Genomic DNA, 14,568 nt, shown 5'->3' with positions numbered 1-14,568 from the left:
CTCAGTCCTCCCGGATCGTCGAGCGCGGGTCGAGCAGCGCGAGGGCCACGTCGACGAGGGTGTTCACGACCAGCACGCCCACGCCGTACACGAGGACGACGGCCTGCACGACCTGGTAGTCCTTGGTGAGGATCGAGGAGACGATCGTGCTGCCGAGGCCCGGCCAGGCGAAGACGTTCTCGACCAGGACCGTGCCGGCCACCATCGAGCTGAGGAACAGCCCGCCCAGGGTGAGGGACGCGGTGAGCGCGTTCGGGAGGGCGTGGCCGAGGTGGATCGTGCGCCGGGGCAGCCGCTTGGCCCGCGCGGTCCGCACGAAGTCGGCCTCGAGCACCGCGACCATCTCGACCCGGACGATGCGGGCCAGGATCGCGGCCGGCCCGATGGCCAGGGCGAGCACCGGCAGCACGTACGCGCTCGCGCTGTCGTTGCCGGCGACCGGGAGCCAGTCCAGCTGCACGCCGAAGACGTAGACCAGCCCGACGCCCAGCAGGAAGTCCGGCACGGTCCCGAGCACGACGCTGCCCGTGGTGAAGACCAGCTCGGTACGACGGCCGTGGCCGGCGCGGGTCAGCACGCCGACGCTCACCCCCACCGGTACGGCGACCGCCACCGCGACCAGGAACGCCAGCAGCGCGAGCTGCAACGTCGCCGGCAACCGCTGGGACACGATCTGCGAGACCGGCAGCTGGGAGATGAGCGAGGTGCCGAGGTCACCGGTGAACAGGCCCTGCAGGTAGTGCCAGTACTGCACCAGGATCGGGTCGTCGAGCCCCATCGCCTCCCGCTTCGCGGCGACCAGGCTCGCGGGAGCCGTCGGCCCCAGGGCGCCCCGCACCGGGTCGCCCGGGATCAGGTGGATCATCAGGAACGACGCGGTGACCAGCACCCACAGGGAGACCAGCAGCCGCCCGAGCCGTCGTGCGCCGAAGCGCACCCAGGGGTGGACTCCCGCGCCCACCCGCGGGGTCGCCGGGGCGACCGAGCTCGCCGAGGCCATCGTGCTACTTCGCCAGCATCCGGATGCTGGTGGGCACCAGCTGTCCGGGGTACTCGAACTCCGCCCCGTTGCCGTACGTCTTCACCTGGTTGTTGGCGAAGGGCACGATGTCGGCCGCGGAGAACAGGGCCGACTCGGCCTCCAGCCAGGCGTCGCAGCCCTCCACCCCGTTGGTGGCGCTGGCCGCCTCGACCCCGGCGGTGTAGTCGGCGTTGTCGATCCCGGAGAAGTTGGTGCCCCCGTCGGCCGGACCGGCCCCGGACAGGAACGGCACCAGCTGGTCGGGGCTGTTCACGTTGAGCGGGACCCAGGCGATGTCCCACTCACCGCTCCCGAACACCGCACCCTGGAGCGCGGTCTCGTCGACCCCCTTGGCCGTGACCGTCGCGCCGGCCTCGTCCCACTGCTGGACGGCCAGCTCGGCGGCCGCGGCCACCGCGCTGCCGGCCGCGCTGGAGTAGAGGAAGGTGAGCTTCTTGCCGTCGAGGACCGCCTTCGCCGCGTCCACGTCCTGGCCCGGGAGCGACCCCGAGACCGAGTCACCCGGGCACGAGGTGGGCTGGATGGCGGCGAGCGTGGTGGCCGGGGTCCCGGCACCGGCGGTCGCGACCGACGCCAGCTCCTCGAGGTCGAGGGCCTGGGTCAGCGCCATCCGCACGTCGGCGTCGCTGGCCGCCGACCCGGGGGCGTGGTTGTACCACTGCTCCCCGACCAGGGCCGGCGTCTCGGTGGTGAACAGGTCCGCCGCCTCGAGCCGCTTCGCGTCGGGCCCCTGGACGGCCGCGGCGTTGAGGTCGCCGGCGAGCAGGAGGTTGGTGGCGGTGCCCTCGTTCTGGATGATCTTCAGGACGACGGTCGCGGGCAGGCCCTTCTCGGCCGTGGTGGCGCCGTCCGGTCCCCAGGCGTAGCCCTCGCGCAGCGCGTAGGTGTAGTGGTCGCCGGGCACGGCCTCGGTCAGCTCGTAGGGGCCCGAGCCGGAGGTGCCGTCCGCGAGCGACGCCCGGTCGGCCAGGCCCGCGTCGCAGACCATCGGCAGGCTGGCCAACCCGTTGAGCACGAACGGCGCGGGCTCGGCGAGGGTGATGGTCACGGTGCCGGCCGCGTCGTCGGCCTTCGCGGTCGCCCCGGCCGGCAGGAAGACGCCGAGGTAGGCGCTCTGGTTGGCCGGGTCCCCGACGTACGCGATGTTCTCGGCGACGGTGGTGGCCGTCAGGGCGCTGCCGTCGGCGCAGGTGACGTCTTTCGCGAGGGTGAGGGTGACCGTCGTGCCGTCGACCGCCCAGTCGGTCGCGAGCTGGGAGCGGATCTCGCCGGTCTCGCTGTCGACCGAGACCAGGTTGTCGTAGGCGAGCTGGTTGACCGTGAAGAGCTGGGTGCTCGCCGACGAGTGCGGGTCGAGCTTCCCGGGGTCGCCGGCCAGGGCCATGGTGAAGGTGGCGCCGTCGACGTACTCGCCGCTGCCTCCCCCGCCGCCCGAGTCGTCGGATCCCCCGCACCCCACGAGCAGGGCGGCGGTCAGGCAGAGTCCGAGAGCGGGCACGGCTGGCTTCATGGCGGGTCCTCTTCGTCGCGGTGCTGGCGGTCGGTTCAGGAGTCGGCGCGCCGGACGGCGCGGCCGATGTGGACGAACTGGGCGCGTCCCGAGCCGTCGTCGCCGACGAACGCGTGGGGCATGTGCAGGCCGTTGTCCGGCTCGGCGTAGATGAGGCTGTCCTCGCGGAAGGGCACCAGCTCCTTGCGCTCCGGCTGCTCGCCGAGGTCGGCGAAGAGCCCCTTCGGGACGTGCTCGACGTAGATCCGGCCGTCCGCCTCCTGGCTGACGACCAGGTCCATCACCTGCGCGGAGTAGGTGCCGACGAAGCGGCTCGCGTCGACCTGCGTGGGCGTGGCCGGTGGCACCGGCAGGCCGGGCAGGGTGGCGTCGCTCAGCTCGGCGATCACGTGGCCGACCAGGTCGTGGTAGAGCGAGAGGACGTCGCCGCCGTTGGTCAGCAGCGCGACGGCCAGCCCGGCCTCGGGGACCATCCGCAGGAACGCGTTCTGGCCCAGGGTGCTGCCGTCGTGGCCGATGATGGCGCCGGTCGGGGTGTCGAAGCGCTCGAAGCCCAGGCCCCACGAGTCGCCCATCACGCCGAGGTAGGGCACGTCGACCTCGCGGGCGTGCATCCGGGCGGCGGTGCCGGGCGCCAGGACCTGGGTGCCGTCGTCGGCCCGGCCGTCCTCCAGGTGCATCCGCGCGAACGCGACCAGGTCACGTGGGCGCATCGACAGCATCGTCCCGGCCGGAGCGTTGGACCGGGCCAGCGCCCAGACCGGCGCGGGCTGGAAGCCCTCGCCGGGTGCGAGCTCGAGGTGGCCCATGGCGGCGCGGTACGTGATGGCGTCGTACGGGCCGGTGGCGGCATGGGTCAGGCCGAGCGGCGCGAACAGGAGCTCGCGCAGGCAGTCGTCGTACGTCTTCTCGCGCAGCACCTCGACCAGCCGGCCGAGGACGACGTAGCCGGCGTTGTTGTAGGAGAACTGCTCGCCCGGCGCGAAGAGCTGGGGCACGTCGTGGAGGACCCCGAGGTACTTCTCGACCGCGTCGTCGCCGGGGCCGGTGTCGGTGAAGATGTCGCCCTCGAACCCGGCGGTGTGGCTGAGCAGCTGGCGGACCGTGATCGCCGCCGCCGCGGCCTCGTCGCCGATCACGAACTCCGGGAGGTAGGACCGCACCGTCGCCTCGAGGTCGACCTTCCCCTCGTCGACCAGCTGCATCACCAGCGTGCTGGTCCAGAGCTTGGTGATCGAGCCGATCTGGAAGACCGAGTCGGCCGTCGCATCGACGCCGGTGGCCTTGTTCAGGACGCCCGCGGCGCCGTCGACGACCTGGTCGCCCTGCAGCACGGCCCACGCCGCACCGGGGACCTGGTACTTCTCGATCAGGCCCGGCAGCGTCTCGCTGACCCAGGCCTCCACCTCGCTCAGGGTGCTCATGGAAGGACCCTAGGAACGCCGTCCCCCGCGGTGTTCGTCGTACGCGACAACCCCGCCCGGGGTCACCTGTCGCCCCGGACGAGGCGGCCCCCACCCCCGCCCTGCGGTGGTTGAGGAGGTCGCGCAGCGACCGTCGCCCCGGTGGTTGAGGAGGTCGCGCAGCGACCCTCTCGAAACCCGGTGAGCCAAGACTCGGCATTGATCAAGGCCGACACCCGGCGCGACGGGTGTCGAGACGAGACTCCGTCCCTCCTCAACCACCGAACCCCGGTGGTTGAGCAGGTTGCGCAGCAACCGTGTCGAAACCCGGTGAGCCGACCCACCACCCGAGCCAAGGCCGGCGCTCGGGCTGCGGGGGTTTCGACACGGGACTTCGTCCCTGCTCAACCACCGGCGCCCGCCCCGGTGAGCCGACCCACCACCCGGACCAAGGCCGGCGCTCGGGCTGCGGGGGTTTCGACACGGGACTCCGTCCCTGCTCAACCACCGGGGTGGGCGGCCGGCGAGCCCGGGGTCGGGAAGAGAAAGCGGACCACCGCGCTCTGTGCGAGGGTCCAGGTCCCGTTGAGCACCCAGTACGCCAGCAGCGCCACCGGTACGGCGCCACCCGCGACCAGCAGTCCCACCGCGGAGACGGCCGGCATCAGCTGCTGGACCCGCGCGACGGTCTCCGGGAGGTCGTCGGTGACCGTGTTCGGCGCGACCAGGTAGCGCTGCGTCACGAACGACAGCACCGCCGCGACGACCGCGAGCCCGGCCACCACGGCCAGGTGGGCCGGGCCGGCGCCGAGGTAGCCGCGCTCGGCAAGCGGTACGCCGAGCAGCGTGGCGGCGCCGAGCGAGGCGACCAGCCCGCCGTCCATGGCGCCCACGCTCGTGCCGTCCGCGACGGTCGCCAGCAGGTGGTAGAGCCCGAACCAGACCGGCAGCTGGAGGAGCACCGGCAGGCACCCGAGCCGGGACAGACCGTGCTCCGCGGACACCTCTTGCCGGGCGGCGGCGTGGGCCCGCAGGCTGTCCGGGTCGGTGCGACCGCCGTACTGCTTCCGGAGCGCGCGCAGCTGCGGCCTCGCTCGGGATCCGGCGTGCGCCTGGCGGACGCCGTGGACGGTGAACGGCAGCAGGACCAGCCGGACGGCGACCACCACGGCGGCCAGGCAGAGCAGCCAGGTGGTGCCGGAGTCGGGGTCGGTGCCGAGCGCGATGAGGCCGGCGTGGGTGGCGGCGACGACGGCCGCCAGGGCGTGCGAGATCGGGTCGAGCAGGGACATGCGCGTGCTCCTGAGGAGTGGTGGGACGGGTGGCTGAGGAGGCTCAGCCACGTCCCGGAGCACGCGGACGGCGCGGGTGGGCGACGGGGTCGACGACCCGGCCGCGCAGCACGAGAGGGACGGCGTCGTCGCCGACCGCCACCGGACGCGCGACGCGCACGACCGGCAGGCCGCCATACGACGCCACCGCGACGAGGGTGGCCAGCGCGAGCGCCACGACCGCGATCGTGGCGGCCCCGGGAGCATCCGCCGTCGAGACCAGGACAGGGACCAGCAGCGCGAGCAGCGCGGCCAGCACCCGGGTCATGGCGCGATGCTACTCACCCGACCGCGCGGTCGCCCGTCCAGAACTGCGCACGCAGCGCCTTCTTGTCCGGCTTCCCCAGCCCGGTCAGCGGGAGCGCGTCGGCCGCGATGACCTGCTTGGGCGCCTGCACCGAGCCCTTGCGGTCCTTCACCATCTGCTGGATCTCGGCGATCACCTCGTCGGTGAGCTCACGCCCCTCGCGGAGTACGACGATCGCGGTGACCGCCTCGCCGAACTTCTCGTGCGGCGTCCCGATGACCCCCACCTGGGCGATCGCGGGGTGCTCGGCGACGACGTCCTCGACCTCGCGCGGGAAGACGTTGAAGCCCCCCGTCACGATCATGTCCTTGGTCCGGTCGACGATGTACCAGAAGCCGTCCTCGTCCTCGCGGGCCACGTCGCCGGTGTGCATCCAGCCGTCGCGGAACGTCTCGGCGGTGGCCTCGGGCAGGTTCCAGTAGCCGCCGGCCAGCAGCGGCCCGGCCACGCAGATCTCCCCTGGCTCGCCGACCGGGACCTGGTTCCCGTCCTCGTCGAGCAGCGCGGCCCGGATGAACGCCGACGGCCGACCGCAGGACGCCAGCCGGCGGTCGTCGCCGAGGTGGTCGTCCTTGGCCAGGTAGCTGATCACCATCGGCGCCTCGGACTGGCCGTAGTACTGCGCGAAGATCGGCCCGAACCGCTCGATGGCCTCCTTCAGCCGGACCGGGTTGATCGCCGACGCGCCGTAGTAGACGGTCTCCAGCGACGACAGGTCCCGGGTCTTCGAGTCCGGGTGGTCCATCAGCGCGTAGAGCATCGACGGGACCAGCATGGTCGCCGTGATCCGTTGCTCCTCGATGGTCCGCAGCACCTCGGCCGGGTCGAACTTGGCCAGCACGAACAGCGAGCCGCCCTTGATCACCGTCGGGACGAAGAACGCGGCTCCGGCGTGCGACAGCGGCGTGCACATCAGGAACCGCGGCGACTCCGGCCACTCCCACTCGGCCATCTGGATCCGGGTCATCTCCGACATGGCGCGGCTGGTGCCGATCACGCCCTTGGGCTTGCCCGTCGTACCGCCGGTGTAGGTGATCGAGACGATGTGGTCGGGCTCGAGGGTGACGGCCGCCAGCGGCTCCGGCTGGTACGACGCCGCCGCGGCGTTCAGGTCGTGCCCGACGTGGCTGAGCTCGTCGGGCACCGGCCCGATGGTCAGCACCTTCTCGAGCTTGGGGCACTTCTCCAGCAGCCCGAGCGCCCGCTCCACGAACATCGGCACCGGGTCGATGGTGAGGGTGGTGATCTCGGCGTCGTTGATGACGTAGGCGTGGTCGTCCAGCGAGCCCAGCGGGTGCAGCGACGTGCGCCGGTAGCCCTGGGTCTGGCCGGCGCCGATGATGAAGAGGACCTCGGGGCGGTTGAGCGCGAGCAGCGCGCCCGCCGTACCCCGTCCGGCGCCGAGCGACTCGAAGGCCTGGATGTACTGGCTGATGCGCGCGGCCGTCTCGCCGCCGGTGAGGGTGGTGTCGCCCAGGAACATCACCGGCTTCTCCCGGTGCCGCTTCAGCGCGGCGACCATCAGGTGGCCGTTGTGGGTCCCGGTCCGCATCTCGTCGCTCATGGCGCCGAGACTAGAACCTGTTCCACTTTCCTGGCTAGCGCTCCGCGAGTCGGACCGCCGCGTGCAGCACGACCGGGGCCTCGTCCGGATCCGCCACGGCCCGCTCGGGGACCTGGCCGCCGAGCAGCGCCGCCGGCTGGGTCAGCCAGGCCCACACGTGCCAGAGATCGGTCCCGGCCGCGAGCAGCGGCTCCAGGACCGGCACCAGCTCGGGCCGGGCCTCGCCGACGTCGGTCAGCTGGAAGGCCGGGACCAGCGTGCGCTCGTCGGCCGCGACCAGCAGCAGCCGGTGCGCCGACGCCGCCTTGTGGACCGAGAACCGGGTCGCGTCGACGGTCGCCCCGCGCACCGCGGCCAGCGTCTCGTAGCTGAACCACGGGCTCGCCAGCAGCTGCTCGCGCACCCGCGCCCGCCGTGCCAGCTGCACGAGCGAGACGGGTACGGCGTGCTCCGGCTCCGACCCGTCCTGCCGCAGCAGCCGCTCCAGCTCGGCCAGCTGGTCGTCGGTCATCGGCCGCCGGGTGCCGGGGTCGGTCCACACCGCCCGGCCGTCCGCGTCCCGGTCGAGCACCGGCAGCCCGGCCGCCGGCAGGTGCTCGGCCAACCCGAGACCCTCCAGCCAGATCGCCAGCCGCTCGCCCCGCCCACCGTCGTCGCTCACCGTCCGATCATCGCGCACACGGGCCGTCGTTGCCGGATCGTGACCCCCGCGGGACAACCCGGACGGCCGAACGGGCGTCATCCCTGGCGTGAGCAAGCTCGGGCGCGTCCTCGCCACCCTCCCCACCCTGGTCCTGCTGGCCGCCGTACCCGCCTGCGCCGGCACGTCGGGACCGACAGCGTCCGACCCGACGCCCGCGGCGGCCCCCACCGCCGACGACGCCGCCCGGGCCTTCGTCGCGTACGCCGGGGACGACGGGGCCGGCACCGACGTGCCGTGGGGCGACAGCGTCCGGTTCTCGATCGCCGGCGAGCAGGTCGCCCAGCTCAGCCCGGACTTCGCCGCCCGCCGCGAGGGCTGGGTCCGCTGCCCCGGAGCAGTGACCGAGTACGAGGGCCGGCGCTGCCCGGTCTCCGGACTCAACCCCGTCCGCGCGCTGGTCCGCGAGGGCGGCGAGCCCCGGCTGGAGACCGACGCGCCGGAGACGGTCGGCTGCTCGACCTACCGGCTGCCATGGGAGGGCGCCGGGACCGTCTGGATCCGGCCCGACGAGGACCACCGCGACTGCGTCACCGACTTCGCGATCGCCGTGGCCACCGACGGGGACGGCGCCATCGTCGCCGTCGACCTGGCCCTCAGCGGGCCGTGACGTAGGACGGCTCCGGGGTCCACCCCACGGGGAGGGCGCACCCCGGAGCCCGGGGTCGGTCCGTCGCGTACCCGGTCGCCCGTGGCGCCGCTCCCTCCAAGAAGAGTCACCACACCGAGATCGCCTGGACCGCCTTCGACCACGCTAGGTCGCCGCCCGGGCCCGGTCATCATCAAGATGAGGTACGTCGGCCCCGCAGACGGCTGTCAGGCCAGCAGCTCCGCGACCTGCCGGACCTCCTCGGGCGAGCGGCAGCTGAGCATCAGCGTGGTCACGCCGGTCTCCTCCCACTGCGCGACCCGCTCCTTGACCTCGCCGGGCGTGCCGATGATGTGCATGTCGTCGACCAGCTCGTCGGGGATCAGCGCCGTGGCCTGGTCCTTCTGGCCGCTCAGGTAGAGCCTCTGCACCTCCGCGGCCAGGTCCTCGTAGCCCATCCGCACGAAGACCTGGTTGTGGAAGTTGGCCTCCTGAGCGCCCATGCCGCCCATGTAGAGCGAGACCGACGGCTTGATCGCGTCGATCACCAGCTGCTTGATCTCGGCGCTGTCGACGATCTGCAGGTGACAGGTGGCGGCGATCTCGAAGTCCGCGCGGGTACGACGCGCGCCGGGTCGGGCGAACCCCTCGTCGAGCCAGGGCTGGTACATCGCGGCCGACTTCGGCGTGTAGAAGATCGGGATCCAGCCGTCGGCGATCTCGGCGGTCTGCGCGACGTTCTTGGGTCCCTCGGCCCCGAGCCAGATCGGGATGTCGGGGCGCAGCGGGTGCGTGATCGGCTTCAGCGGCTTGCCGAGGCCGACCGAGCCCGGGCCGTCGTACGGCAGGGGGTAGTGGGGGCCGGCGTTGGTCACCGGCGCTTCGCGGGCCAGCACCTGCCGGATGATGTCGACGACCTCGTGAGTGCGGGCGAGCGGCTTGGCGAACGGCTGGCCGTACCAGCCCTCGACGACCTGCGGCCCACTGACGCCCATGCCCAACACGACCCGGCCACCGGTGAGGTGGTCGAGGGTCAGGGCGTGCATGGCGATCGAGGTCGGCGCGCGGCCCGACATCTGCACGATGGAGGTGCCGAGGCGGATCCGCGAGGTGTCCTTGCCCCACCACGCGAGCGGGGTGAAGGCGTCGGAGCCCCACGCCTCGGCGGAGAAGATCGCGTCGAAGCCGGCCTCCTCGGCGGCGGCCACCAGCTCGCCGACACCGGCCGGCGGCTGTGCGCCCCAGTAGCCCAGCTGCAGTCCCAGTTTCATGCCGACACCCTCTCAGAGACCTTGTGCGTTCGCTAGAACGTGTTCTACTTTGCCGGACATGGCTCGCACGCTCTCGGCGCCGGTGACGGTCGCCTTCGACTACACGCGCTCCACCGGACCCGTCGTGGGGAGGTTCCTCACCGGTCTGCGGGACGGGGTGGTCGTCGCGGGACGCACGTCCGAGGGCCGGGTCGTCGTACCCCCGCCGGAGTTCGACCCGGTCACCCACGAGGCGCTCACCGACTTCGTCGAGGTCGCGGCCACCGGCACGGTCAGCTCGTGGACCTGGGTCCCCGAGCCGGTGAAGGGTCAGCCCCTCGACCACCCGTTCGCGTTCGCGCTGGTCACCCTCGACGGGGCGGACACGCCGTTCCTGCACGCGCTCGACGTCGCCTCGCCCGACGAGGTCTCGACCGGGATGCGGGTGCAGGTGCGCTGGCGCGGCGAGCGCACCGGCGCGGTCACCGACATCGAGGCCTTCGTGCCGCTGGCCGACGAGGACAGCGCCTCCCCCGCCGGCGGCGGGCTGCTGGAGGACCACCTGGTCACCGGCGTCGTCACGCCCGTCGAGCTCGACTACCTGTACGCCGCCTCGCCCGAGGAGTCGGCCTTCTACCGGGGCCTGGCCGAGGGCAGGATCCTCGGCCAGCGCTGCCCGGCCTGCCACAAGGTCTACGTCCCGCCGCGCAGCGCCTGCCCGGTCGACGGCGTCGCGACGACCGAGGAGGTCGAGCTCTCCGAGGTCGGCACGATCACCACCTTCTGCATCGTGAACGTCCCGTTCCTCGGCCAGAAGATCAAGCCGCCGTACGTCTCGGCGTACGTCCTCCTGGACGGCGCCGACATCGCGATCCTGCACCTGATCCTCGACATCCCGGCCGACGAGGTCCGGATGGGCATGCGGGTCAAGGCGGTCTGGAAGCCCCGCGAGGAGTGGGGCACCACGATCGAGAACATCAGCCACTTCAGTCCGACCGGTGACCCGGACGCGGACTACGAGTCCTACAAGCAGCACCTCTGAGAGGGCGAGAACATTGCGTGACGTTGCCGTCGTCGGGTTCGCCCAGCGACAGATGGAGGAGTTCGACGGGTCGCCGACCTGCGTGGAGCTGCTCGTGCCGCTCTTCGAGGAGTGCTACGAGCAGACCGGGTGGACCCGCAAGGACGTCGGCTTCTGGTGCTCGGGGTCCTCGGACTACCTGGCCGGCCGGTCGTTCTCGTTCGTGCAGGCGGTCGACGCGATCGGCGTCATCCCGCCCGTGAACGAGTCCCACGTCGAGATGGACCTGGCCTGGGCGCTCTACGAGGCCTGGCTGAAGATCCAGACCGGCGAGGTCGACACGGCGCTGGTCTACGCGTTCGGCAAGAGCTCGGCCGGCGTGCTGCGCCGTACCCTCGCGCTCCAGCTGGAGCCCTACACGATGACGCCGCTGTGGCCCGACACCGTCAGCCTCGCCGGCCTGCAGGCCCGGGTCGGCCTCGACGCCGGCGCCTGGGACGAGCGCGCGATGGCCGAGGTGGTCAACCGCTCGCTCACCGCCGCCGAGAAGAACGAGTACGCCGTCCGCAAGGGCGGCTCCTCGGTCGAGGAGCTGCTGGCGCGCCCCCTGTACGCCGACCCGCTGCGCAAGCACGACTGCGCCCCCGTCACCGACGGCGCCGCGGCGATCGTGCTCGCTGCCGGCGACAAGGCCCGCGAGGTGTGCGACCGACCGGCCTGGATCAGCGGGCTCGCGCACTACGTCGACCCGATGAGCATGGGCACCCGCGACCTCACCCGGTCCCCCTCGGCGGAGCGGGCGGCCGCCGCGGCGGGCACCGCCGGCGTCGAGGTGGCCGAGCTGCACGCGCCGTTCAGCCACCAGGAGCTGATCCTGCGCCGCGAGCTCGGGCTCGGCGACGACGTCGCGATCAACCCGTCGGGCGGCGCGCTCTCCGGCAACCCGATGTTCTCCGCCGGCGGCATCCGGATCGGCGAGGCGGCGAGGAAGATCTGGTCCGGCGAGGCCGGCCGCACGCTGGGACACGCCACGAGCGGCCCGGCCCTCCAGCAGAACCTCGTGTGCGTCCTCGACGCCGAGCAGAAGGGGTCCTGAGATGGCCAAGCAGCCTGCTGCCGTCGTCGGCATCGGTCAGACCCACCACCGCGCGAAGCGCGAGGACGTCTCGATGGCCGGCCTGTGCCGCGAGGCCATCGACCGGGCGCTCCTCGACGCCGGCATGACCCTGGACGACATCGACGCGATCGTGGTCGGCAAGGCTCCCGACCTGTTCGAGGGCGTGATGATGCCCGAGCTCTTCCTGGCCGAGTCGCTCGGCGCGGCCGGCAAGCCGTTGCTCCGCGTGCACACGGCCGGCTCCGTCGGCGGCTCGACCGCCATCGTCGCCTCGTCGCTCGTCCAGGCCGGGGTGCACAAGCGGGTGCTCACGGTGGCCTACGAGAAGCAGTCGGAGTCCAACGCGATGTGGGCCCTGTCGGTACCGGTGCCGTTCAACATGCCGGTGCACGCCGGTGCGGGTGGCTACTTCGCTCCGCACGTGCGCTCCTACATCCGCCGCTCCGGCGCGCCCACGCACATCGGCGCGATCGTGGCGGCCAAGGACCGCAACAACGCGCTGCGCAACCCCTACGCCCACCTGCACAACGAGGGCACCACTGTGGAGTCGGTGCTGGCCTCGCAGATGCTCTGGGACCCGATCCGGTACGACGAGACCTGCCCCTCCTCCGACGGCGCCTGCGCGCTGGTCATCGTGGACGAGGACACCGCGAAGGCCTCGCCCAACCCCGCCTGGATCCACGGCACCGTGATGCGCTCCGAGGCCACCTCGGCCGCCGAGCGCGACCAGGTCAACCCGCAGGCGTCCCGCGACGCCGCGGCCGCACTATGGAAGCAGGCCGGGATCACCAGCCCGATCGACGAGATCGACGCGGCCGAGATCTACGTGCCGTTCTCCTGGTTCGAGCCGATGTGGCTGGAGAGCCTCGGCTTCGCCGACGCGAACGGCGGCGGCTGGCGGCTGACGGAGTCGGGCGGCACCGCCATGGACGGCAAGATCCCGGTCAACTGCTCGGGCGGCGTGCTGTCGTCGAACCCGATCGGCGCCTCGGGCATGCTCCGCTTCGGCGAGGCCGCCCTGCAGGTGCGTGGCGCGGCCGGCGAGCACCAGGTCGACGGCGCCCGCAAGGCCCTGGGCCACGCGTACGGCGGCGGCTCGCAGTTCTTCGCGATGTGGGTCGTCGGCGCGGACAAGCCGACGAACTGACCCGCTCGCGGACCGGGGGACGGTCTCCGGCCGGCGCGATCTGGGAGGGCGTGCCGGCCGGGCACCACCGCGGCCCGCCGTACGTTGGAACGGGCATGAGCGAGCTGATCCGCACCAACGACGTCGCGCTCATCTCGGTGGTCGAGGCGCTCCTGCAGGACGCAGGGATCCCGTGCCACGTCGCGGACCGGCACGCGAGTCTCCTCGAGGGCAGCCTCAACTTCCTCCAGATGCGGGTCCTGGTCCCCGACGACCGGGAGGCCGAGGCGCGTGAGCTCCTGACCGACGCCGACCTCGGTCAATGGCTGAAGCCCGGCCGTTCGCCCGCGGCGAACGGCCGGCCGTCGCCGTCCGCGGACGTCTAGGGTCGGTCCATGGGTGACGTCGTCGCATTCCCGGCTCCGCAGGCTCCCGAGCCGTCCCGCCCCGAGCCGCTGTGGCGCGAGGCCGTCGGCCACGAGCTGCGCTCCGAGCGCCAGCGGGCCGGCCGGACCCTCACCGACGTGGCCGAGCGGTCGAGCGTCTCGATGCAGTACCTCTCCGAGGTCGAGCGCGGCCTGAAGGAGCCCAGCTCCGAGATCCTCGGCGCCGTCGCCGGCGCGCTCGGCCTGCGGCTCGTCGACCTGACGGCGCGAGTCACCCGCACGATCGCCGCCGGCCGCCCCACCGGCCCCCTCTGCCTGGCAGCCTGACGGAGACGCGCCAGTGGATCCGTCGATGGTGGTCGAGCGAGCGACCGGCATGTCGAGACCTCATCTGGCCTCGCTGGCTCAGTAGCCCGGGAACACCCGGCGCAGGTCGTCCAGGCTGACGTTGCCGGTGACGCTCACGCCTCCGTCGTACGGCGCGCGCAGCCGGCCGGTGAGCAGTCGCAGCACGGCCTCCTGAGGACCGTCGAAGGTCGCCGTCGACGTCACGGGCCCCGTCGTCACGGTCACGGCGTCGGTGACCACGATCGCCGCGCCGGGCACGGCGACCGTGGCCGGCTCGGCCAGCTGGTCGGCTTTGCCGGAGAATCCGAGCAGGAACCCGAGGTCGCCCGCGAAGAGCTCCAGCAGCACCTCCGCAGCAGCCCCGTCGACCGTCGCCGCCGGGTCCAAGCCGACCTTGACGTCCCACGCGTGCGCGGCGACCTCGTTGAGCCGCATGCCGACCCCGACGACCAGCGGCACCGGGGCGGGCAGGAACCCCATGTCGACGCTGATGCTCCCCTTCTGCTCGGGGGTGAGCGCGGCGAGGGTCTCCAGGTAGCGGGCGTCGTGGCGGACGTACGCCTCGGCCTGCTCGCGGGGCGTCGAGCCGTCCCAGCGGGCCCAGACCGACTGGTTGTCCTCCTCGTCGAACGGCTGGCCGGACGCCGCGGCCACCGGCTTGCGGCTGATCTCCGCTCCGCTGCCGAGGTGGGACAGCACCTGAGCGACGGTCCACTCGGACGCGCCGCTCGGGCCGGCGAGCTGCTCGTCGGTCAGCGTCGGCACCAGCAGGGCCAGGTCGTCGTGGTGCGCGCGCAGCGAGGCGATCGCGCGGTCCAGGAGAAGGGTCATGCCAGCGACGGTAGCGCTCGTGGCGGGCGTCGGAAGTTGTGAG

General features: G+C 72.5%; 15 protein-coding genes. 6 read left to right on the top strand and 9 right to left on the bottom strand.

Annotated elements, in window-relative coordinates; translation table 11 throughout:
* Window position 1: 1 nt before the first annotated feature.
* From V7S47_RS23730 to V7S47_RS23700, 7 genes are all read right to left on the bottom strand, one after another.
* Window positions 2-1,000 (bottom strand): ABC transporter permease, encoded by a 999-nt coding sequence (locus V7S47_RS23730; protein ID WP_336563897.1) that lies wholly within the window; start codon window positions 998-1,000, stop codon window positions 2-4.
* A 4-nt stretch (window positions 1,001-1,004) separates the two neighbouring features.
* The gene (locus V7S47_RS23725) at window positions 1,005-2,552 is read right to left on the bottom strand and encodes an ABC transporter substrate-binding protein (RefSeq protein WP_336563896.1); all 1,548 of its coding nucleotides are present in this window, start codon (window positions 2,550-2,552) and stop codon (window positions 1,005-1,007) included.
* A 35-nt stretch (window positions 2,553-2,587) separates the two neighbouring features.
* Window positions 2,588-3,976, bottom strand: a complete 1,389-nt coding sequence (locus V7S47_RS23720; RefSeq protein ID WP_336563894.1) for a serine hydrolase domain-containing protein — start codon at window positions 3,974-3,976, stop codon at window positions 2,588-2,590.
* A 479-nt stretch (window positions 3,977-4,455) separates the two neighbouring features.
* A complete protein-coding gene (yidC, locus tag V7S47_RS23715; RefSeq protein ID WP_336563893.1) occupies window positions 4,456-5,247 on the bottom strand; it encodes a membrane protein insertase YidC in 792 nt (263 codons plus the stop codon).
* 43 nt (window positions 5,248-5,290) lie between these two features.
* Complete coding sequence (locus tag V7S47_RS23710) at window positions 5,291-5,554, bottom strand: hypothetical protein (RefSeq protein ID WP_336563892.1); 264 nt, start codon at window positions 5,552-5,554, stop codon at window positions 5,291-5,293.
* Window positions 5,555-5,567: 13 nt separating this feature from the next.
* Window positions 5,568-7,157: a fatty-acid--CoA ligase FadD8 gene (gene fadD8 / locus V7S47_RS23705; RefSeq protein ID WP_336563890.1), complete on the bottom strand. Its 1,590-nt coding sequence runs from the start codon at window positions 7,155-7,157 to the stop codon at window positions 5,568-5,570.
* A gap of 34 nt (window positions 7,158-7,191) precedes the next feature.
* A complete protein-coding gene (locus V7S47_RS23700; protein ID WP_336563889.1) occupies window positions 7,192-7,818 on the bottom strand; it encodes a hypothetical protein in 627 nt (208 codons plus the stop codon).
* A gap of 88 nt (window positions 7,819-7,906) precedes the next feature.
* Here V7S47_RS23700 and V7S47_RS23695 point away from each other — a divergent pair, with 88 nt between their 5' ends.
* Complete coding sequence (locus V7S47_RS23695) at window positions 7,907-8,467, top strand: hypothetical protein (RefSeq protein ID WP_336563888.1); 561 nt, start codon at window positions 7,907-7,909, stop codon at window positions 8,465-8,467.
* 206 nt (window positions 8,468-8,673) lie between these two features.
* On the opposite strand, the gene V7S47_RS23690 is transcribed toward V7S47_RS23695, so the two are convergent.
* Entirely contained in the window at window positions 8,674-9,717 is a 1,044-nt protein-coding gene (locus V7S47_RS23690) for an LLM class F420-dependent oxidoreductase (RefSeq protein ID WP_336563887.1), read from the bottom strand.
* 58 nt (window positions 9,718-9,775) lie between these two features.
* Between V7S47_RS23690 and V7S47_RS23685 the strand changes: the two genes are divergently transcribed.
* The 5 genes from V7S47_RS23685 to V7S47_RS23665 all read left to right on the top strand — a co-directional run bounded on the left by V7S47_RS23685 (window position 9,776) and on the right by V7S47_RS23665 (window position 13,673).
* Complete coding sequence (locus V7S47_RS23685) at window positions 9,776-10,738, top strand: Zn-ribbon domain-containing OB-fold protein (RefSeq protein WP_336563886.1); 963 nt, start codon at window positions 9,776-9,778, stop codon at window positions 10,736-10,738.
* Window positions 10,739-10,751: 13 nt separating this feature from the next.
* Window positions 10,752-11,813, top strand: coding sequence for a thiolase domain-containing protein (locus V7S47_RS23680; protein ID WP_336563885.1), 1,062 nt, complete (start codon window positions 10,752-10,754; stop codon window positions 11,811-11,813).
* Between the two features lies 1 nt (window position 11,814).
* Entirely contained in the window at window positions 11,815-12,981 is a 1,167-nt protein-coding gene (locus tag V7S47_RS23675; RefSeq protein WP_090855951.1) for a thiolase domain-containing protein, read from the top strand.
* Between the two features lie 95 nt (window positions 12,982-13,076).
* Window positions 13,077-13,346, top strand: a complete 270-nt coding sequence (locus tag V7S47_RS23670; protein WP_336563884.1) for a putative signal transducing protein — start codon at window positions 13,077-13,079, stop codon at window positions 13,344-13,346.
* Between the two features lie 9 nt (window positions 13,347-13,355).
* A complete protein-coding gene (locus V7S47_RS23665; RefSeq protein WP_336563883.1) occupies window positions 13,356-13,673 on the top strand; it encodes a helix-turn-helix domain-containing protein in 318 nt (105 codons plus the stop codon).
* A gap of 78 nt (window positions 13,674-13,751) precedes the next feature.
* Here V7S47_RS23665 and V7S47_RS23660 read toward each other — a convergent pair whose 3' ends face one another.
* Complete coding sequence (locus V7S47_RS23660; protein WP_336563882.1) at window positions 13,752-14,525, bottom strand: maleylpyruvate isomerase family mycothiol-dependent enzyme; 774 nt, start codon at window positions 14,523-14,525, stop codon at window positions 13,752-13,754.
* Window positions 14,526-14,568 lie beyond the last annotated feature (43 nt).

It is taken from the genome of Nocardioides sp. CCNWLW216 (assembly GCF_037120545.1).
Lineage (GTDB): Bacteria > Actinomycetota > Actinomycetes > Propionibacteriales > Nocardioidaceae > Nocardioides > Nocardioides lianchengensis.
This window is presented reverse-complemented; position numbering and strand designations above follow the sequence as displayed.